This is a genomic window from Stenotrophomonas sp. GL_101, assembly GCF_057835675.1.
Genome location: NZ_CM174432.1, coordinates 1,216,616 through 1,237,368 on the forward strand (window position 1 = coordinate 1,216,616; position 20,753 = coordinate 1,237,368).

The following is a 20,753-nucleotide window of genomic DNA, read 5'->3' on the forward strand; positions in this document are numbered from 1 at the left end:
TGCTGCGGAAAAATTCAGGCGCGACGGAGCAGGGGTCAGCCCCGGCCGCCAAGATAGGCGAGCATGTCGCGGTCAAAGTCGTTGCGCATGTCAGCGACCTCGCGCCGATAGGACTCGGCGTGTGACTCGTGGACGAAATTCCATGTCACCGAAATCGAATCGGACAAGGACGTGACGTCGTGAAACCAAGAGCCCGGGATGAACAGGATCTCGCCGGGCCGGAGTACATCCTCGAAGGTCGGCGCGACGGCGCCGAACGCAGGGAAACGCGCTGCATCGATGTCCTGCGGGTCAACGTAGCCGTTTGCATCCATCACGCTGGCAGCCGCGTCCGGGGCGTAGAACACCAGCCGTTTCTCGCCATAGAACTGGCACAGCACGGCATCGGTGCCGAACGGGTCCCGGTGCAGCCGCGTACGGGCGCCACCGCCGCTGATGAATAGTCCCTTGTACGGGAACAGGTCGGTTACCGGCGAACATCCCCCCCCCGGCGGGGTGCGCGGCAGTACGAAGGCGTCGCGGGGGAAGAAAGTGGGATGATCCCAGTCGTCGGCCAAGGCATCGAAAAGACTGTCGGCCCAGCTGAAGTCAACATCCTTGAAGCGGACATAGGCACGCACGTACTGGTTGCAGCGGGTGCCAGCCGGCTTGCCGAAGTTGCTGTCGAGGTAATCGGAAAGCGCTTCGATGTTCTGCAGCGCGAACAGATCATCATAGACCTGCACCTCCATATCGCCGCATTTCTGTTTCAAGTAGGCCGGAGACCATCGCTCCAGTGCGGGCCAGTCCCGCATCGCATCGGTGACGATCACCGGCACACTGGCCTGCAGATGGTCCTGGATGAACGCTTCCGGTGTCATGACCGGCTTCCTGACAATCTTGTTCACTGTGCTTTCCGATCAGTAATGTCTTCTATCAGCGCCTCAACGTCGCTACCAGGCCCCAGGCGCGAGTAGATGCCCATCAGGATGCTTTCGGCGAAGTCGGACAGTTGCGGGTGGTCGAACACGCTCGACAGCTCCAGGGTCACGTCCAGTTCCTCCTGCACCCGGCTGAGCATCCGGGTGGCCATCAGAGAGTGCCCACCCAGTTCAAAGAAGTGGTCTTTGCGCCCCACGCGCGGCACGCCAAGCAGTTCGACCCAGATCCGCGCAACGCTTTCTTCCAGCTCCCCCTGCGGAGCTACATAGGACTGCGTGGCGCGTGCCTGCAGGCCAGGTGCGGGCAGGGCGGCGCGGTCGAGCTTTCCATTCGCGGTGAGTGGCAGTGCTGGCAACAACACGATCGCTGCCGGCACCATGTAGCTGGGCAGGGCGCGGGCCAGCGCCGCACGCAGTACAGAAACCTGCAGCGCCGCGCCCTCGCGCGCTACCGCATAGGCCACCAACTGCTTGCCGCTGGCGCCGTCGTCACCCGCGATGACGACGGCGTCCTGGACCCCTTCCAGTGCAGACAGGTGCGCTTCGACCTCCCCCAGTTCCACCCGGAAGCCGCGCACCTTGACCTGGAAGTCGTTGCGGCCCAGGTATTCGATGCTGCCATCGGCCTGCCAGCGCCCGAGATCACCGCTGCGATAGACTAGGCCGGCAGCAGGGTCGAACGGGTTGGCAATGAAGCGCTCCGCCGTCAGCGCAGGCTGATTGAGATAGCCGCGCGCCACCTGCGGGCCGCCCAACAACAGCTCGCCAACCGCCCCGAAGGGAACCAGCTGAAGGTGGTGGTCGACGATATGGATGCAGGCATTTGCAATGGGGCGGCCGATGGGAACCACGCCACCAGTCACGTCGAACGACGCGCTGGCCTCGAAGATGGAACAGCCGACCACCGTTTCGGTTGGTCCGTATTCGTTAATGATCCGGGCCCCGGGTGCGAGTTCGCGCCACGTCGCGACCGTGCTGGCCGGCAATGCCTCGCCCCCCACCACGAAGCAACCCACCTTCGGGCGCCGCGATTCACGCCGCAGGCGCTCCCCCAGCTGCTGCAGGTGCTGCGGGGTGATCTTGATCAGGTCGATATGCCGCTCACTGCCCAGCAGTGCCTCTAGCTCGCCCTGGCTGTTGTCCTCGGACAGCAGCAGCGCACGTCCCCCGCACAGCAGCGGTACGAACAGGCTGGTGAGGGTGGCATCGAATGCGAGCGGGGAGGAGACCAGCGCCACCATCGACGGCTGCGACGGATAGGTCTGCACTGCCCACGCCAGGTACTGTGACAGGGCATGATGCTCGACCATCACACCCTTGGGCGCACCGGTGGAACCGGAGGTATAGATAACGTAGGCCAGGCTCCGCCCGGACACCCCGCTGTCGGCCAGCGCCACATCATGCGCGGGCTGCGTGGCCCAGGCCTCCTGCGCATCCAGCGCCAGCACCGGCAGGTCGGTTTGGGGCAGCAACCCGCGAACAGGGGAATGGCTGAGCACGCACGCAGGCGCAGCATCGGCCAGCATGTAGGCCAGGCGCTGCAGCGGCAGGCCGGGGTCGAGCGGAACGTAGGCGGCCCCCGCCTTGAGCACGCCCAGTAGCGCGGCGACCATATCCACGCTGCGACGCAGGAACAACGCCACACGTTGCTCGGGGCGCACGCCACGCGTGCGCAGTGCATGCGCGATGCGGTTGGCACGCATGTTCAGTTCGGCGTAGCTGACCGTCTCTGCGCCGCACTCGATCGCCACCGCCCCCCCGCGCGTACGCACCTGTGCCTCGAACATATCGTGCACGCAGCGCTGGGGGGGGGGCATGGGCGCACCGGCGGCGAAGCGATCAATCAGCAGATCGTATTCGGCCCGGGGCAGCATCGGCAACCGCAGCGCCGGCTGCGCGTCGCCCTCGACCATCGCCTGCAGCGTCTCGGTAAGATACGCCGCATGACGCTTGAGGGTGCCAGCATCGAACAGGGCGGTCGCATAGTTGAACGTGCCGGCGATGCCCGCGCCCTGTTCGCTGAGATTTAGCTCGACGTCGAATTTAACCTGCGTTACCGGGCGCGACACCACCTCTGCGCTGAGCCCCGGAAGATCGAATCGCGGCTCCCGGTTGTTCTGCCAGTTGAACATCACCTGGAACAAGGGCGTCGCATTGCGCCGACGGGGAGGGTTGAGCGTCTCAACGATCAGCTCGAAAGGAACCGATTGATGCTCCTGCGCTGCCAGGACGGTGTCGCGTACAGCCGCCACAAGCTGCGCGAGCGAGGGAGACCGGGACAGATTGACGCGCAGCGCCAGCGTGTTCACGAAGAACCCGGCGAGCGGCTCGATCTCGCGCCGGTCGCGGTTGGCTGATGGGCTGCCGATCACCACCTCATCCTGGCCCGAAAGACGTGACAGCACGATACTCCAGGCCGCCAGCAGGATTACGTAAAGGCTGCAGTGGTGCGCGCGCGCAAGCGCCTTCAGGCGCGCGGTCAACGCATCGCCCACAGCGATCGGCACGCTCGCGCCCTCGGTGGACTGGCGTGAAGGGCGCGGTCTGTCAGTGGGAAACATCAGCTGCTCCGGAGCCCCCGTCAGCTGCCCACGCCAATAGTCCAGTCCGGCCTCCAGCCGTTCCCGGGTCATGTGCGCACGCTGCCATGCGGCGAAGTCGGGATACTGGATGGTCAACACCGGCAGCGCCGGCTCGCGCATCTCCACAATGGCGCGATACAACTCGCACCATTCCTGCACCAGAATGCCCAACGACCATCCGTCGGAGACGATGTGGTGCTGCGACAACGTCAGCAGGTGCTCATCTTCACCGACCCGGACTAGGTAAGCGCGCGCCAACGGACCCACGCTGAGATCAAAGGCAGCGTCGTTCGGAGCCTGTTCGGACTGGCGTGCATCGACCACAGTGAATGGAAGGCCTGACGAGGGCTCAAGCAGACGTACCTGTGGCTCGCCGCCGCGTTCGACGAACACCGATCGCAGCGCTTCATGGCGGGCATACAACGCGTCGAGCGCGGTTCTGAGCACCGACGTGTCCAACATCCCCCGCAGGGCGAGGGTTGCGCTTATGTTGTAGTGGGTAGCATGTGGTTCAAGCCTGGCGATGAACCACAAGCGCTGTTGCGAAAAGGACAGGGGCAGATCACCGCCGCGTTCGATGCGTTCGATGACGGGCGCAGAAGAGGCCACCTTCGACGTCATGTGTTTCGATCGTGCCAACAGATCCTGGAGCTGGGCACGACTGAGACCACGCAGAATCGCATCCTTACTGTTCATCACGCCTCGTCCGGTCAGCGGTCAGCGGTCGGTGTCGGTCACTGACCGGCAATTAGTAGGTCAGCACCAGATAGTCCTGCTCGGCAGGTTCGCCCCTGGCTGTCGCAGCCCGGACTTCGGCAACAGACTGTCGAAGGTCGCCGAAGTAGTGGTCAAAACGTGCGTGGTGAACAAGATTCAACGTCTGGTGAATGGCCTTGGGCCTGCCCACCAGGCTCATATACCAGCCGCGGGTGCTCATCTTCGCGGCAATATCGAAGATATCCAGATCCACGGCGGTGAAGGCAATGATGGTGAGATCCGGCGCCGTCACGAGGCGCAGCCCCTCGATGCCCTCGAGCTGCTCCAGATAACGCGCGCGCAGGTTCATCAGGGCCGTTGTGATGTCTAGGTATCCGCGCCGCCCCAGATGATGCATCACCGCCCAGGCCGAGGCGATCGGGCCTCCAGAACGGGTTCCAGCGAGCGTTGGCGTGAAGTAGCCCCCTTTGGGCCAATTGGCAAAATGATTGAACTGAAAGCGCTGATCATCTGCGCTGCGATAGAGCACCAGCGATGCGCCCTTCGCCGAATAGCCGAATTTGTGTAGATCCGCAGAAAGTGAGCGCACACCGGGCATGCAGAAATCAAACGCCAGGAGGGGATGGCCCAGTTCGCGGACGAAAGGTGCCAGCATGCCTCCCACGCAGGCATCGACGTGAAGCCACAGCCCATGGCGCATCGCAAGGTCGGAAAGTTCCTCGATGCGATCCACCAGGCCGAATGGCAGCGAGGGTGCGGAACCTGCGATCAGGATTGTATCGGGGGTGATCGCCGCTTCCATCGCCGCGACATCACTGCGCATGTCAGCATCTACCGCGACGCGGATCACACTCAAGCCCAGAAGCTGTGCCCCCTTGTCGAAGGCAGGATGCGCCGAATCCGGAATGACAATCGAGGGCTTGTCAGTGCGATGTCGCTCTGCAGCCTCATCCCTTGCAGCCTTCAACGCGAGGATGATGCTTTCGGTGCCGCCGGAAGTGATGCTGCCGGAGGCATCGAGCGGCGCATTGAGCAGGCCAAGCGCCATCGCCACCACCTCGAGTTCCATCTTGTGGCAGCTTGGAAACGCCTTCGGGGCCAGCACGTTGGCATCAGCGAACTGAATGAATGCCGCCCGCGAGATTTCGTCTACCGTTTCGCTGGCGAAGTAGCAATGCAGCGGCAATCGCCCACTGCGTACGCCCCAATCTCCTTGCTGTGCTTCCGTCAAACGCTCGCGAACCTGCGCGACCTCGAGCCCCTGTTCAGGCAAACAGTAACGTACCATCGGTGCAACCTTCCTTGTGGCAACCAAGTCACGGGGGGCATTCCGAATCAATCTGCCGAAGAGCGACGACGGGCAGCTGGGTTGCGCCAAAATATACCCCATCATCGGCAAACGCAACGGCCAACGTCGTGCCACCTTTGCTGGAACAAAAAATCAACAGGCAATGTGCTGCGGTGCAAGCAAGGCAGCCGATCCGCAATTCCATGTGCGTATTCATCATGATTGTCGCCGATCGGGCAACGCACCGCATGCATCGTGATCTTCACTCCGTGACGGAGTTTGAATTTTTGCGCGAGTATGGCGGGTAGCATCCGGAGCTACGTCAGAGCCGCCAGTTCGGCGACCCTTCAACGCTTCATCTGCAATATGTCGCTGGTGTTCGAGCACCAGTCATTTTCATAATCGCGCAGCAACCGACCAAGCCTGGCACGACGTACGGTACTACCTTCACTGCGGGTTGCAGCTGAAATCGGAGCTGCCGAGGCGCGCAACCTGACTGCGCAAGATGTGAGACGCAATTGCCTGCGTGTGTATGGAAGCCAGGTCCATTCGTCATCCTGTAGAAGGGCAGATCCCCGTCGGCGCAGGTCCGCCGTCCGGCGCGCGACCACTCAAAGCCCCTGCCCTTGGTGCGATGAGCCGGCGCAAGACCCTCCCGGTACGGCACCTGAGCCACTGCCCGGAGAGGCGGTAGAGGTCGCGATGCGCCAAGCCCTCTATGTCGCAGCGGCACTGCGCGCAACGGAGGAGATGCCATCATTTTTATCTGCCGCTTGGCTGTCGGCTATCGAGACTCAATCCTGCCGGCGAATCCTAGCAGCCACGTAAGCCGGACTGGCTGGCTCGTCTTCAGGCGAGCAATGGCGTCAGCGAGGATGCCCAATCGCTGCTGGACCAATGGCAGATGATTGCGTCCCGATTTGGGATGTTTATCAGGGGTGTGGAAGACATCTTCTCTTTGTTTCAAGCCGACTGCGCTGGCACGGGCAATAAGCAGGAACCAAGGCTTAAGATCGCATTTGGCCGACGACCCCGCTGACTGATGGCATTGCCCGTTGATGAATTCTGCAATGGGTGACAATCTAAGCTGCAGCTACTTCTGGCTTCAAACGGATGATCGAGTCAACTTATTGGCGGCAAGAGCTGCGCGCAGAAGTGCTGTGGCTCAAGCGGCATCGCAAATATCGAAGATGGTCCGAGAAGCAGCTTGGTTCTGTATGAGCGCCGTCTAATGCTAGTGGCCTTCCAGGTCCGCTCCTTGCTTGAGCGCCCCAAGGTCAGCGATCGTGCTCGAAGCGTTCGGCTACCTGCAATTCGCTACAAGAAGATCGGCATCAAGCCATTCACATTTGTAGGCGCAGGATTTCCGGAAGATCGATTTGACATTGCAAATGCTGAGACTGTTGATCTGAGCATTCTCGATGTTTGCAATCAGCTCATTCACTACTATTGGATGCAGACATGGTCAGAGGGCACTGCTTTCAAGGGCATGCTCGTCTTCTCTGACTACATGCGGTATAAGTGGGTCTACGAATTCTTGATTGAAAACCTAATATGCATCTTCAGCGTATTTGCCGATGAATTCTCTGCGGTCACTGGTATCAGCTTTGGGTGGAACGATAAAAAGCAAGACTACGTGACTCACTACGCTCGCTGATGACCGGGCGCTGCCAGCACATCCGCTATAACGAAGCCGGCAGCTGGAAGGACGGCCGGCTAACGCATGAAGGAGGCCCGCATGGCCGCTAGGGATGCTCTGAACAGCTCCCGGGGTAGTGCCGGCCGCTGGCCGGCAACCTGAGAGACAATGACGGCTCATGTTGAGGAGCCATCCATGCAGCTGACATTCGGCGGCGTCGAAGACCGGCTGGGATACTTGCACGGTGATCTGACCAAGCAAGTCACTGTTGATTCCAGTCAAGAACAAGGCCGGGATCAGCGTGCCGGCACTGATGCCGGTTGCCGTAACCGGGGCAGTTAGCTGGCTGGCGAGGGGCCGCCATCGCCTTTTTCCTTGGCAAAATCCCGTTTGTCATCCTGACGGTTGGCATCGTCTCGCGCGGTCTTGCTGCTGCACTACCTCCACGCCCACGGGGGGGGGCATGGGGGCGAGCAGAGCTAGGCCGATAGCTGCATTGATGTAGGTGATGCTGCTGTTCTGAACTTTCATCATGCAATCCCTTGTAGCCGCTGGAGAAAGGGCATCGACCGTCCTGACGCTTTCGCTGGCCACGACGTGCTCCCAACTGATGACAGCGTTATCCAGGAGAGATGCGCAGGCATCTAGAAAAAGTCCTATATTTCGCTGATGCGGACTTGCGTCACAAAAGCGCGGTGTTGGCATGGCCAATCCTGCTGGCAGCGTGACGCACAGACTGAGACTTCGCGTGCAACGTCGTAGCGGTGGTGGTAGGTTCTATGCGCGGCCTAGGTAGTTAGCGCCGCTGATGCAGAGATACTAGCCAAGGAGATGGAATCATGAAGATCCCTGCCACCGTGCTTGCAGCAGCTGTACTGCTTTCGCTCTACTCCGACCAGGCGCTAAGCGCCTCACCGGACAAAAAAGATGCAATGACCTATGCGGGTGTTACCGATAGCCCTAAGAATGTTGTTCATATGAGGGCGTTGGATCGAGCACAGCTCGAATACGATCTCACCAACGAAGCACAGAGGATTGTAGACAGGCTCCCGCCGTTGGAGGGGCAAGCCTCGAACAACCATAAGGTTTCGGTGAGGTTTGATGGGAAAGGAGAGATGCTGATTGTTGATTTGGGAAGAGACTTCATCCCTGAAATCAACGGAGCCCAGTTCGAGGACAACCTGCATGAGGTATCTACCTTACTTCTCACACTGCTGGAGGGAGAGGTTCCAGTGGCAGGGGTGCGCTTTATTTTCAGCGGAAAAGACCGGTACGAATATTTCCCTGAAGACAAGCGCGAAACGCCACCTCAAATCTCACCATCTACCAAGTCGTCGGCTCTTTCTCTGCCGACTGCAGTCGCCCCAAAAGTAATGATTTCCGCCGGGCACGGGTCCTACTATCATTATGGCTACAAGGACTGGCGATACCAGCGAGACGAATACAATGGCGTCTTGGAAGATCTAATCACCCCGCCGATGGCGGAGCTTCTCTCGAGTGCACTGATATCTAGAAGTGGGGCAACAACATCATTCGTCAGGTCACGGGAGTCCACGATCCATGGGCCGAGTGGACTCGAGTGGTGGAAAGTTTCGTCCAGGTACCATCTGGCGAGCAAGTATCCTGATCTCACTTCAGTGTGGAACTCAAAAGCATCCTCGCCACGTACGGGCGATATCGAAAGAACAGAGGACCTGTACGCGCGTCCTCTGTTCGCCAACAACCAGAACGTCGATACACTGCTTCAAATCCACACCAATGGCGTTGCTGACACCACCGCTCGCGGCCTGAGGCTGATCCATCAGCCTGGGCGATTGGAAGATAGGAAGTTGGCGGAAAGTGCTTTGTGCTACATGAAAGAGGTCATCCATGCGACTCCGGGGTACGAGTCTTACCCAATAGGCGGCGTACATGAGGATGACAATGCTGAAACGCGTGAGGCCCATATGTCCACCGTCATTGCGGAAGTCGGCTTCCACACCAACCCTGAGGATCAAGCCGCCCTTAAAGACCCGAATTTCCAGAAAGCTGCCATGCTTGGATTCGAAAAGGGCTATCGGATGTATCGCCTCGGTAAAACCTGCGAACCCTTTGCAATCACGAGCACCCCTGATATCAAGGCACCTTCAATTAGCAGCTTTAACATCGTATCGAATTTCACTGGAAACCCAACATTTCCAGTGACGAGAACTAGTAAGGCAACCAGCTGTCCCTCTGGAATTACGTGCACCGGCAGCACGCAAAAGTTGACCGCAGCGACGGATAACTCTTTCGTCACTAAAGGGACCTGCACCGCTCGCGACACCATGCCAAGGTTCACCATCGGATGGGCCGTTACATTTATTGATGCCGACGGTGTAACTTCGAGGACCACTTTCAGCGTGGAGTGCGGAGGGGCGTAAAGGCAAGTGAATTCATGGATGAAGGACCTGCCACATGCGAAGAGCTCCCACTAACTGGGGGCTTTTCGTTGGCCCTGTTTCTACTATGCGTAGCTGGCGAATTGGTACTCGTGCCCTCTAGCAGTGCTGTTAACGACTTTGACACGAAGCATCTCCTGTAATGACCCGTTGATTTCGACGGCACGGCGCAAGTCGGCACTGGTCCTTGAGATCATCCAGGGCAAGACGACGGTAGCCGCGGCCAGTCGCCAGTTCGACCTGACGCCGGCCGAGATCGAGAGCTGGGTCGAGGATGGCAAGCCCGGTATGGAGAACGCCGTGCGCGCCAAGCCTGAGGACGTAGAGAAGCCGCCGCATGCGGCATCGGTGCGCAACACCGCAGCCGGTGACCGCGTGCGTGCGCACCCGCACCTAGTTTGACAGAAAGCCTGGGACGGGTTGAAGTCGGTGAACGACCATGGGAAGGGCCAGAGCATGCCGAGTACCGCGACAGACATAGCCGATTTGAATCGCGTTCAACGCGAGATTGTCCAGTCGAAGAACAGGATTGCTCAGAATATCAAGAGCATCGCGCACGAGAATCAGACCAGGGCATTGAAGCAGAAGGAACTCGACCAATGCCAAGATCGGCCAGGGAATCAGCAGCCGACGCAGAAGGGATTGCGACGGGCAGTGGATAGCTGTGACGCCAACATCCAGCGCTATACATAACTCAGCCTTGTCGAAGAGATTGCGATCAGGCGCAAGAATCAGGAAGCCACCCGTATCCTCGCAAAGGGCTAGGGAGGTCGCCTGGAGCTACGTCGCGTAGGGATGACGGGCAACCCCTTCCGGGCCCGACACCAGCGCACCATCCATCGCATGGCGTGCGTTTGGCTGCTGGCGATGCCGTGTGTTCTTTACCTTGCCAGCGGATGACGCGGTGCCATTTGCCCAATCCATCGGCAACGGCTCGGTGCAGCTGTGCCCAAGTTCGCCTGCAGGTACGTCCATCGGCTCCTCCACCAGCGGCACCATGGAGTGCAGCGCTACCGAGCATGCGTTCAGCATGCACAACAATGGCAATACCAGTGGTGCGGGCGGTGAAGCCGATGGGACTGCCCGTGTGAGGGCATCAGCTCTTGTGCTAGTAGTGACTTTGAAAGCTAGTTCGCCGTAGAAGGAGCCTTATTTTGCGGGTTTCCCTTTGGATGCAATGAAGAAATGCATTGCCTGACGCGACCTAAGCGCTTGTTCCGGAAGATCGATCTTCAATTGGTAGCAGATCGTCTTGGCATAGGCGATCTGAGCCTTCGTCGGGCGTTTGACATCCCAATCCAGCAACTCAGGAAGAATCCGCGACAATTCTAGGGCGAGTCTCTTGGAGAAGGTCTCCGGATCCCCGCCACTCTGGATCTTTGAAATTTGGCGCCGGACATCTTCCACGCCCTCACGCGTCAGAGCTAACTCCAGAGTGAAGTCCGATTCGGGGTCTACTAAGAAAAGGCTCATGGTCGCTACCTTCGACGCGGCGAAGGAGCCGCAGATGTGGCTCGTGTCTTCCGAGGACCGGCTGCCCACGAGTTAAATGCTACCGTAAGTACTGTAGACCATAAGTACTGCAGAGACAAAGCTTTGACGGGTGACTACTGCCCCTCACCAACTAGCTTTTGGCCGCGCCGTTCAGGCGGAGAGGCAGCGGATGGGCATGAGCCAGGAGGACCTCGCGGAGGCCCTGGGCATGCATCGGACGCAGTTGGGACATATCGAGCAAGGGAGGAAGGACTGTCGCTTGTCGACTATTCTTCGAGTCGCTGCGGTTCTGCGAATGCCGGCTTCTCGGTTGCTCAGAGCGGCCGCGCTCTAGGCTTTGACTCCTGGTGAAGTCGAAGCAGCTATTCGGCTGTCGTGGTCCTATCTCTGCACAGTATGCCCGTCTATCAACACTTTTCGATCAGTTTGACCCTCTGGTGGATATTTGATAGAAATAAGTGAAGCTAACAACATTCGTATGTTCGTATTCGGAAGTGTTGGTTCTACATTTCAGTGGTTTTCGCCTTTATCAACGGTCTTTAAGTAGGCACTACCGTTCTGAGTCGTGCCCTCGGTGCGTCTGGATCAGAAAGGCCCGCTTTTCAGCGGGCTTTTTCTTTAGCGCAATGATGCTTTCACTCAACGCGCCATTGCCTGGGTAGGCGCGCAGGCCCCATCGACGGGGCCACAGCCGCCCTCCAGCGCGCCGCCGCACGCCAGGCGCTCGCCTACGGTGTCGGGCAGGCCCTGAAACGCCAGCTCGAACCGGCCCCCCGCCACCGTGCAAACCGTGCGGCGCCATCAACTCCCGGTATTCCATCACTGTCACGCAGCCACCGGCGTGGCCGGCGTTGTGCCCTGCAGCATCGGTTTTAGTGCACTGCGTCTTGCAAAAAAACGATTTCCTCCTCTATGGTGCAATCGATTGCATTGCGGCGAATCCTCAGTGTTTGATGCCGGTTGGGAGGCCGGGAAGTGGATGTCTAACCATTCGATTGGACCGGCACCGGCGCCGGGGTTCACGCGGCGAGATGCGCTCCGCATGGCGGCCGCCGGGAGCGTTGGCCTTGGCCTTGGGGCTGCTGGCGTGCTGCCTGCGTTTGCCGCCCCAGCCGCCGCGCCGCTCAAGGGCAAGCTGAAGCATTCCGTAGCCCGCTGGACGTTCCCGCAGCAGTCGATCGCCCAGCTCTGCCAAACCGTGAAGGGCATTGGTTTTGCCGCCATCGACCTGGTGGGCCCGGCCGATTGGCCCACGCTGAAGGCCAATGGCGTGTACAGCTCGATGTGCAACGGCGCGGAGATGGGCCTGGACAAGGGCTTCGCCGGCAGCCAGTTCCACGACCAACTGGTCGAGCGCTACACGCGGCACATCGACCTGGTGGCCGATGCCGGCTATCGCAACCTCATCTGTTTTTCCGGCAATCGCAACGGCATGGACCCCCAGGAAGGCATGGCCCATGCCGAAGCAGGACTCAAGCGCATCCTTGGGCATGCCGAGAAGCGCGGCGTCGTGCTGGTGATGGAGTTGCTGAACTCCAAGGTCGATCATCCCGACTACCTGTGCGACCACTCCGCCTGGGGCGTCGAGCTGTGCCGGCGGATCGGCTCGGATCATTTCGGCCTGCTGTACGACATCTACCACATGCAGATCATGGAGGGCGACATCATCGCCACCATCGGCAAGCATCACGATAACTTCAAGCATTACCACACCGCGGGCGTGCCTGGCCGGCACGAGATCGGAGACCAGCAGGAACTCCATTATCCCGCCATCTGTCGCGCGATCCGCGACACCGGTTTCGATGGTTATCTGGCGCAGGAATTCATGCCTGCGGCGCCGGATCCCGTCGGCTCGCTGCGCGAGGCGATCCGCCTCTGCGACGTCTGAAACGATATCCACCTAGGTGAAGTACCCATGGCAGACAATCATTACGACGCCATCGTCGTTGGCTCGGGAATCAGTGGCGGTTGGGCGGCAAAGGAACTGACCCAGAAGGGCCTCAAGGTCCTGATGCTGGAACGCGGACGCAACATCGAGCACGTCAAGGACTACGTCAACGCGATGAAGGAGCCGTGGGATTTCCCGCACCGCAACCGGCCAACCCAGGCGATGATGGCCGACTATCCGGTGTTGATGCGCGACTACGGCCTGGCCGAGAACCTTGAAGGAATGTGGGCCAACGAAAAGGAATCGCCCTACATCGAGACCAAGCGGTTCGATTGGTTCCGCGGCTATCACGTGGGCGGCCGCTCGCTGATGTGGGGGCGGCAGAGTTATCGCCTGTCGGACCTGGATTTCCAGGCGAACCTCAAGGACGGCATCGCCACCGATTGGCCGATCCGTTACGCCGACATCGCGCCCTGGTACGACCACGTGGAAAAGTTCGCCGGCATCGCCGGCACGCGCGAGGGGCTGGACGTGTTGCCGGACGGCGAGTTCCTGCCGCCGATCCCGTTGAACATCGTCGAGAAGGACGTGGCCGCGCGGATCAAGAAGGCCTTTGGCGGGACAAGGCACATGATCCACTCGCGCACCGCCAACATCACCCAGCCCATGCCCGAGCAGGGCCGCGTCAACTGCCAGTATCGCAACAAGTGCATCCTGGGCTGTCCCTTCGGCGCCTACTTCTCCACCCAGTCGGCAACGCTGCCAGCGGCCATGAAGACGGGCAACCTGACGTTGCGGCCTTTCTCGATCGTCAAGGAAGTGCTTTACGACAAGGACCGCAAGCGTGCGCGGGGCGTGGAGGTCATTGACGCCGAAACCGGACAGACTTACCAGTACACCGCTAAGGTCATTTTCCTCAACGCGTCGTCCTTCAACTCGACGTGGCTGCTGATGAACTCGGCCACCGATGTCTGGGAGGGCGGGCTGGGTTCTTCGTCCGGCGAGCTGGGCCACAACGTGATGGACCATCACTTTGGTGCCGGTGCCTCCGGCCGCGTCGAGGGCTTTGAGGACAAGTATTACTTCGGTCGCCGTCCGTGTGGCTTCTACATTCCCCGTTTCCGCAACGTCGCCACGGATGACAAGCGTGGCTATCGGCGCGGGTTCGGCTACCAGGGCGGCGCCAGCCGCAACGGGTGGTCGCGCGAGATCGCCGAAATGAACATCGGCGCCGACCTGAAGGACGCGCTTACCCTGCCGGGCGACTGGCGCATCGGCATGACCGGATTCGGCGAAATGCTGCCGCACCACGACAATACGATCCGCCTGGACCCGGACCGCAAGGACAAGTGGGGGCTGCCGGTGTTGGCGATGGACGTTTCGATGCGCGCCAACGAAATGGCCATGCGCAAGGACATGGCCGCCGATGCCGCCGAGATGCTGGAGGCCGCCGGCGTCAAGGACGTGAAGATGCACGACAACGACTACGCTCCGGGCAAGGGCATCCACGAAATGGGGACCGCGCGCATGGGCCGTGACCGCAGCAACTCCGTACTCAACCAGCACAACCAGGTCTGGGATGCGCCGAATGTCTATGTGACCGACGGTGCCTGTATGACCTCCAGCGCCTGCGTGAATCCCTCGCTGACCTACATGGCGCTGACGGCACGGGCCGCCGACCATGCCGTGCGCGAGCTGAAAGCGGGGAACCTCTAATGGATCGCCGCGAACTGCTGAAGATGATCGTCGCCGCCACCGGCGCGGCCATGGTCGGCCTGCCCGCGCTCGTCCAGGGACAGGCACCGACCGCGGCGGCGAAGACACCCTTCTCCACCGCCGATGTCGGCACGCTGGACGAGATCGCCGAGACCATCCTGCCGCGGACCAAGACACCGGGGGCGAAGGACGCCGGCGCCGGCGTGTTCATGGCGCAATTCGTCACCGACTGCTACACCGCCCGGCAGCAGGCAACGTTCCGCGCCGGCCTGGTCGATATCGATAAACGTGCCGGCGGCCGATTCGTGTCGCTCGCACCGCAGGCCCGTGCCGATCTGCTGCGAACACTGGATGCAGAAGCAAAAGCACGTGCGGTCGAGGTGACCGATACCGGCACCGCCGAAGAAGGTGAAGCGATGCCGCATTACTTCACGATGATCAAGCAATTGGCCATCTTCGGCTTCTTCACTTCGAAGGTCGGCGCCACCGAAGTACTGCGGTATGTCGCCGTGCCGGGTCGCTACGACGGCGATCTGGCGTATGTTCCCGGTACGCCTGCGTGGGGGACCAGCTGATGGAGCGCATCCTGATGATCAGGCCACTGCTGATGGCGGCCGGCCTGCTGGCTGCGGCACCGGTGCTCGCACAGGCCGGCACTGACCCCGCGCGCGATCCGGCGAAGACCGAAGTGTGGACGCCGGTGCCCGCCAGCGTGGCCACGCCTGCAGGTGGCGCGCCCTCCGATGCGATCGTGCTGTTCGATGGCAAGGATGTCTCCGCCTGGGAGTCCGAGCAGGGCGGACGCGTGCCCTGGCTCGTCGACGACGGCGCGCTGACCGTGGTTCCGGGGAGCAAGGGCATCCGGACCCGGCAGCGCTTCTGCGACATCCAGCTGCATGTGGAGTGGCGCGCGCCCCTCGCAACCGGGGGCTTCGAGGGACAGCATCGGGGCAACAGCGGCATCTTCCTGCAGGAACTGTATGAGCTTCAGGTGCTCGACAGTTACAACAACCCGACCTATGCCAACGGCCAGGCCGGCTCGATCTACAAGCAGGCCATGCCGCTGGTGAACGCCTCGCGTGCGCCGGGCGAGTGGCAGGCCTACGACATCATCTGGAAAGCGCCCCGCTTCTCGCAGGGGGGCGGGCTCACCTCACCGGCCCGCATCACCGTCCTGCACAACGGCGTCCTGGTGCAGGACGACACCGTGCTGTCGGGCAAGACCGAGTACATCGGCGCGCCTTCGTACTCGCCACATGCCTGCGCGCCGATCTCCCTGCAGGAGCACGATTCCAAGGTCAGCTACCGCAACATCTGGGTGCGCCAGCTGTAGCGCCGGCGCGCCGCCGGAATCCTATTTCGCCAGGTAGCTGGCGATGTCGTCGATCTCCTGTTGGGACAGCTGGGGAAAGGGCGGCATCAACCCGCCGCCCTTGCTGATCTTCTCCTTGATCTGCGCCGGCTGCAGCCGCTTGCCGACGTCGGTGAGCGCGGGAAACGCGCCCGGCATGCCCGCGCTATCCACGCCATGGCAGGCCGTGCAGTGGGCTGTGTAGAGCTTCGCACCGGCCGCAGGGTCGTCCTTGCACCACGCCGCAGTAACAAACGTCGCGCCGGATAGCATCACGGCCACGGTGAGGATCGTTTTCAAAGGCAGGTTCAAACGGGTGTCCAAGCGGGGCTCCTTCGCGCGCTAGCGCGGTGCGCTGGCGGGCAGCGTGGGGATCAGGTGTTCACGCAGGTAGTCCGCCCCGGCCTGGATGACCTTGGCCGGATCACGCGGATGGTCGTGCTCGACGATGTACCACTGCACCCCGGCACCTGCCGCGGCAGGCAGGATCGCGCGCCAGTCCAGCACCCCTTGGCCCACGGCAGCAAAGCCGCCCTCGTCTTCGGCCTGGCCTTTCGGCGCATTGTCCTTGGCGTGTACCGCGAACAGGCGGCCCCGGAATTTACCCAGCATCACCGCCGGGTCGTAGCCCGCACGCGCGACCCAGGCCAGGTCCAGCTCGCTCTGCAGACCGGGGCCGGCCGCTGCGAACAGCAGTTCCAGGCCCGTCTTGCCATTGAAGTCGACCAGCTCGAAGTCGTGGTTGTGGTAGGCCAGTTGCATGCCCTTGGCCCGCGCCTGCGTCGAGATCCGGCCCAGTTCCTGGCCCAATGCGGTCCAGCCTGCGGCATCGGTCGGCCGGTCCTTTTCGTCCAGGTAGGGCACCACCAGCGTCGTGTTGCCAATCGACCGGTTGAAGGCCACCACGCCGTCCAGGTCCTTGCGCAGATCGGCCAGTTGCACGTGGGACGAAATCGCCTTGATCGAATACCGGTCCAGCAGCTGCTTTAGTTCCACGGCGCTGACATTCTGCGTGCCGACCGTTTCCACCGCGCCCACGCCCGCGTCGTGGACGATCTTCAACTGCTGGTCGAGCGAGCCGGCATTGCGCAACGTATACATCTGCACCGCGATGGGCTGCTGCGGGCCGGCGGCCTCGCGTGCGAAGGCGGGCAGGGCAACGAGGAACAACAGTGCGAGGGTCATGGTCCGGCGTGTTGGGGTGTTCATCAGGAAATCCTCCCGGGATTCAATCGATGGTTGTCCAGGCGCGCGTCCTGGCCGATGTGATGACGCGATCGACGATCAGCGCCGAACGCACGCCGTCTTCGAAGGTGGGCAGGCCCTGCGGCCGCTCGCCGTCGATGGCGCGATAGGTGTCGGCGACAAACGCCTCGAAGCAATTGGCGTAGCCCTGCGCGTGCCCAGCCGGCAACACCGACAGCCGACGTTGTTCGGCACTGCCGGCGCCGGGCCCACGCACGAAGATCTCCTCGCGCTGGTCGGGCAGGCCGATCCACAGCCGCTCGGCGTCTTCCTGGTTGAACGCCACGCTGGCCCGGGCACCATCGATCTCGAACCAGAGGCGATTGCGGCGTCCCGCCGATACCTGGCTGACCGTCAATGAAGCCAGCGTACCCGCGCCGGTTCTGAACATCGCCGCGGCCACGTCCTCGCTCGATACCGCCTGCATCGCGCCGCCCGCCGCCGGCGTGGTGAAGCTCTGCCCGGCGAGGGTGCCGCGCTCGGCGATCACGGTGGCGAACGCCGCGCTGACGTCGACGAAGCGCTCGCCGCTGACCCATTCCACCAGGTCGCACCAATGCGAGCCGATGTCGGCGAACACACGCGACGCGCCACCCAGCGCCGAATCCACCCGCCAGTTGTTGCTGGCCGGGTCCAGCAGCCAGTCCTGCAGGTAGCTGCCGTGGATCAGGTGCAGCGGCCCCAGTTCACCCTGCGCGATGCGTGCGCGCGCCTCGCGGACCACGGGGTGGTAGCGGTAGACAAAGGGTACCGTGGCGACCAGCCCGGTCGAGGCGGCCAATGCGGCCAATGCCTGGGCGTCTTCCAGCGTCGTGGCCAGCGGCTTCTCGCAGATCACGTGCTTGCCGGCTTCCAGCGCCGCCTGCGCCATGGCGCGGTGCAGATGGTTGGGGGTGCAGACATGCACGACCTGTACCTGCGGATCGGCGACCACCTCCTCGATGTCGCGATAGGCCCGCGGAACATTCCACGATTGCGCCACCTCGCGTGCGCGCTGCGGGGAAGAAGCGGCCACGCCGCGGACCTCGGCACCGGCCAGCAGTGCCGCGCGACGATGCACGGCGCCGATCATGCCCGTGCCGACGATGGCGATTCCAAGCTTTGGCATCGGATGGGGTCCTCAGGGCGTGGAGGGTGTGGCCGCGACGACCGGGCGGTCGCGGAACAGCAACAGGAAGGCGACCAGCACGACCAGCGCGACGCCTGCCGGGAACAGCCAGATCTTCTGCCAGTCCGGACCGGCCGCGGTGGTGTAGTGCTCCACCACTGCGCCGGACAGGAACGTGCCGATCAACATGCCCACGCCATACGTGGCCAGGGTGATGAAACCCTGCGCGCTGCTGCGTGCGGCGGGGCCGGCATGCGCATCGGTATAGATCTGGCCGGTGACGAAGAAGAAGTCGTAGCAGATGCCGTGCAGCACGATGCCGATCACCAGCAGCGAGAAGCCACCGCCCGCATCGCCAAAGGCGAACATGGCGTAGCGCACCACCCACGCTGCCATGCCCACCGCCAGCATCGTCTTGACCCCCAGCCGCACGAACAGGAACGGCATGGCCAGCATCAGCAGGACTTCGGAAACCTGGCCCAGCGATTGCAGGCCGGCCGCGCCGCGCACACCCAGATCATTGAGATACGGATTGGTGAAGTTGTAATAGAACGCCAGCGGGATGCAGATGGCGATGGACGCCAGGAAGAACACCAGGTAGGAGCGCGACTTCAGCAGCCGCAGCGAGTCAAGCCCCAGGACCTGCCCCAGCCCGGCGTCACGCTGTTGCGCCAGCGGCGGCGTGTGCGGCAGGGTGAAGGCATACAGGCCCAGGGCCAGCGACGCCATCGCCGCCATCTGGAAGGTCAGCTCGAGCCGATGTGCCTGTTCCCAGCCCAGCCAGCCGATCAGCACGCCCGCCACGATCCAGCCGACGCTGCCGGCCACCCGCACAAGCGGGAATTGTTTCTCAGGCGATTGCATGTGCCGCATCGCCACGCTGTTGACCAGTGCCAGGGTCGGCATGAACAGCAGCATGTAGCCCATGACGCAGGCGAAGAACATGCTGAAGTTCGTCGCCGTGGACGCCAGCCATATGAGCACCGCGCCGGCCAGGTGCAGTACCGCGAGGATGCGCTGCGCCGCGAAGTAGCGGTCCGCGACCAGGCCGACCAGGAAGGGCGCCACGATCGCGCCGATGGATTGGCTGAGGAAGGCCGTCGCCACCTGGCCTGCGCTGGCCTGAAGCGGGCCCTGCACCAGGTACGTCCCCAGCGTGACGAACCAGGCGCCCCAGATGAAGAACTGCAGAAACATCATCGCGCCCAAGCGCGACATGGCGTGCGTCATGGCTTGCCCTCCCAGGGCGGTAGTGACTCAGAGTCCCAGCATGCGGCGCAGTGATTCAGGATCGGTGCCACTGTCGGCGAAGTCGTCGAACGCACGCTCGGTCACGCGGATGATGTGATCGCGGATGAAGGCGGCACCCTCCCGCGCGCCGTCTTCCTGGTGCTTCAGGCAGCACTCCCACTCCAGCACCGCCCAGCCCGGGAAATCGTATTGCGCGAATTTGGAGAAGATCGCCTTGAAGTCGATCTGGCCGTCCCCGGGCGAACGGAACCGCCCCGGACGATCGATCCAGTCCTGGTAGCCGCCATAGACGCCACTGCGCGCACTGGCGCGAAACTCCGCGTCTTTGACGTGGAAGATGCCGATGCGCGCGTGATACCGGTCGATGAAGCCCAGGTAGTCGATCTGCTGCAGCAGCAGGTGGCTGGGGTCGTACAGGATCCTGGCGCGAGGGTGGTGGTCCACCACGTCGAGGAAGCGCTCGAAGGTCGCGCCATCGTGCAGGTCCTCGCCCGGGTGGATCTCAAAGCACAGGTCCACGCCGCAGGCGTCGAAGGCATCCAGGATGGGGCGCCAGCGGCGGCCGAGTTCGGCGAAGGCTTCTTCCACCAGCCCGGGCGGGCGTTGCGGCCAGGGATAGAAGTAAGGCCAGGCCAGCGCGCCGGAGAACGTGGCATGCGCCGTCAGCCCCAGGCGCTGGCTGGCCTTGGCGGCCAGCATCAGCTGCTCCACCGCCCAGGTTTGGCGGGCGGCCGGATCGCCGCGCTTGTCCGGTGGCGCGAATCCGTCGAACAGGCTGTCGTAAGCGGGATGGACGGCGACCAGCTGCCCCTGCAGGTGGGTGGACAGCTCGGTGATCTGCAGGCCATGGCCGGCCAGCATGCCGGCGACGTCGTCGCAGTACGCCTGGCTCCGCGCCGCCTCGGCCAGATCGAACAGGTGGGGAGCGCTGGTCGGTACTTGTACGCCAGAATAGCCCAGCCCCGCGGCCCACCCGGCCAGCGTGTCCAGCCGATCAAAGGGAGGTGTGTCGCCGATGAACTGCGCCAGGAACAGCGCTGGACCCTTGAGCGTTTTCAACGTGATTCGCCTCGATGCAATCGATTGCATTATCCTAGCATTGCCCTCCCGCAAGACCTGTTGTGCACTGCACAG

Annotated in this window: 18 protein-coding genes; 8 read left to right on the top strand and 10 right to left on the bottom strand. The window is 62.2% G+C overall.

Annotated elements, in window-relative coordinates; genetic code table 11:
* Positions 1-35: 35 nt before the first annotated feature.
* The 4 genes from AC3IR9_RS05455 to AC3IR9_RS05470 are packed head-to-tail and all read right to left on the bottom strand — an operon-like array spanning position 36 to position 5,712.
* Positions 36-887, bottom strand: coding sequence for a cupin-like domain-containing protein (locus tag AC3IR9_RS05455; protein WP_489294553.1), 852 nt, complete (start codon positions 885-887; stop codon positions 36-38).
* On the bottom strand, positions 884-4,198 hold the full coding sequence (locus AC3IR9_RS05460) for a non-ribosomal peptide synthetase (RefSeq protein ID WP_489294554.1): 3,315 nt from the start codon (positions 4,196-4,198) through the stop codon (positions 884-886). The genes AC3IR9_RS05455 and AC3IR9_RS05460 overlap by 4 nt, the downstream gene beginning before the upstream one ends.
* Before the next feature lie 52 nt (positions 4,199-4,250).
* Positions 4,251-5,507 carry a pyridoxal phosphate-dependent decarboxylase family protein gene (locus tag AC3IR9_RS05465; RefSeq protein WP_489294556.1) on the bottom strand — a complete coding sequence of 419 codons (1,257 nt, stop codon included), beginning with the start codon at positions 5,505-5,507 and terminating at the stop codon, positions 4,251-4,253.
* Between the two features lie 28 nt (positions 5,508-5,535).
* A complete protein-coding gene (locus tag AC3IR9_RS05470; RefSeq protein WP_489294558.1) occupies positions 5,536-5,712 on the bottom strand; it encodes a hypothetical protein in 177 nt (58 codons plus the stop codon).
* 1,026 nt (positions 5,713-6,738) lie between these two features.
* Here AC3IR9_RS05470 and AC3IR9_RS05475 point away from each other — a divergent pair.
* The 3 genes from AC3IR9_RS05475 to AC3IR9_RS05485 all read left to right on the top strand — a co-directional run bounded on the left by AC3IR9_RS05475 (position 6,739) and on the right by AC3IR9_RS05485 (position 9,968).
* Positions 6,739-7,164 (top strand): hypothetical protein, encoded by a 426-nt coding sequence (locus AC3IR9_RS05475; protein ID WP_489294560.1) that lies wholly within the window; start codon positions 6,739-6,741, stop codon positions 7,162-7,164.
* A gap of 821 nt (positions 7,165-7,985) precedes the next feature.
* Positions 7,986-9,548, top strand: a complete 1,563-nt coding sequence (locus AC3IR9_RS05480) for an N-acetylmuramoyl-L-alanine amidase (protein WP_489294561.1) — start codon at positions 7,986-7,988, stop codon at positions 9,546-9,548.
* 168 nt (positions 9,549-9,716) lie between these two features.
* On the top strand, positions 9,717-9,968 hold the full coding sequence (locus AC3IR9_RS05485) for a hypothetical protein (protein WP_489294562.1): 252 nt from the start codon (positions 9,717-9,719) through the stop codon (positions 9,966-9,968).
* A gap of 747 nt (positions 9,969-10,715) precedes the next feature.
* Here the strand turns inward: AC3IR9_RS05485 and AC3IR9_RS05490 are convergent.
* Entirely contained in the window at positions 10,716-11,039 is a 324-nt protein-coding gene (locus AC3IR9_RS05490; RefSeq protein ID WP_489294563.1) for a hypothetical protein, read from the bottom strand.
* Positions 11,040-11,169: 130 nt separating this feature from the next.
* Here AC3IR9_RS05490 and AC3IR9_RS05495 point away from each other — a divergent pair, with 130 nt between their 5' ends.
* From AC3IR9_RS05495 to AC3IR9_RS05515, 5 genes are all read left to right on the top strand, one after another.
* Positions 11,170-11,394 (top strand): helix-turn-helix domain-containing protein, encoded by a 225-nt coding sequence (locus AC3IR9_RS05495; RefSeq protein WP_489294564.1) that lies wholly within the window; start codon positions 11,170-11,172, stop codon positions 11,392-11,394.
* A gap of 645 nt (positions 11,395-12,039) precedes the next feature.
* The gene (locus AC3IR9_RS05500; RefSeq protein WP_489294565.1) at positions 12,040-12,948 is read left to right on the top strand and encodes a hydroxypyruvate isomerase family protein; all 909 of its coding nucleotides are present in this window, start codon (positions 12,040-12,042) and stop codon (positions 12,946-12,948) included.
* Between the two features lie 27 nt (positions 12,949-12,975).
* Positions 12,976-14,664, top strand: coding sequence for a GMC oxidoreductase (locus AC3IR9_RS05505; protein WP_489294567.1), 1,689 nt, complete (start codon positions 12,976-12,978; stop codon positions 14,662-14,664).
* Positions 14,664-15,239, top strand: coding sequence for a gluconate 2-dehydrogenase subunit 3 family protein (locus tag AC3IR9_RS05510; RefSeq protein WP_489294568.1), 576 nt, complete (start codon positions 14,664-14,666; stop codon positions 15,237-15,239). The genes AC3IR9_RS05505 and AC3IR9_RS05510 overlap by 1 nt, the downstream gene beginning before the upstream one ends.
* 14 nt (positions 15,240-15,253) lie before the next feature.
* A complete protein-coding gene (locus tag AC3IR9_RS05515; protein WP_489294570.1) occupies positions 15,254-15,997 on the top strand; it encodes a 3-keto-disaccharide hydrolase in 744 nt (247 codons plus the stop codon).
* A 21-nt stretch (positions 15,998-16,018) separates the two neighbouring features.
* On the opposite strand, the gene AC3IR9_RS05520 is transcribed toward AC3IR9_RS05515, so the two are convergent.
* Genes AC3IR9_RS05520 through AC3IR9_RS05540 form a run of 5 tightly spaced genes read right to left on the bottom strand, consistent with a single transcriptional unit; the run spans position 16,019 to position 20,678 of the window.
* Positions 16,019-16,315 carry a c-type cytochrome gene (locus AC3IR9_RS05520; RefSeq protein ID WP_489295718.1) on the bottom strand — a complete coding sequence of 99 codons (297 nt, stop codon included), beginning with the start codon at positions 16,313-16,315 and terminating at the stop codon, positions 16,019-16,021.
* Between the two features lie 42 nt (positions 16,316-16,357).
* Positions 16,358-17,224, bottom strand: a complete 867-nt coding sequence (locus AC3IR9_RS05525; protein ID WP_489294572.1) for a sugar phosphate isomerase/epimerase family protein — start codon at positions 17,222-17,224, stop codon at positions 16,358-16,360.
* A 19-nt stretch (positions 17,225-17,243) separates the two neighbouring features.
* Positions 17,244-18,368 (bottom strand): Gfo/Idh/MocA family protein, encoded by a 1,125-nt coding sequence (locus AC3IR9_RS05530; protein WP_489294574.1) that lies wholly within the window; start codon positions 18,366-18,368, stop codon positions 17,244-17,246.
* 12 nt (positions 18,369-18,380) lie between these two features.
* Entirely contained in the window at positions 18,381-19,598 is a 1,218-nt protein-coding gene (locus AC3IR9_RS05535) for a nucleoside permease (RefSeq protein WP_489294576.1), read from the bottom strand.
* A gap of 27 nt (positions 19,599-19,625) precedes the next feature.
* On the bottom strand, positions 19,626-20,678 hold the full coding sequence (locus tag AC3IR9_RS05540) for a sugar phosphate isomerase/epimerase family protein (protein ID WP_489294578.1): 1,053 nt from the start codon (positions 20,676-20,678) through the stop codon (positions 19,626-19,628).
* Between the last annotated feature and the right edge of the window lie 75 nt (positions 20,679-20,753).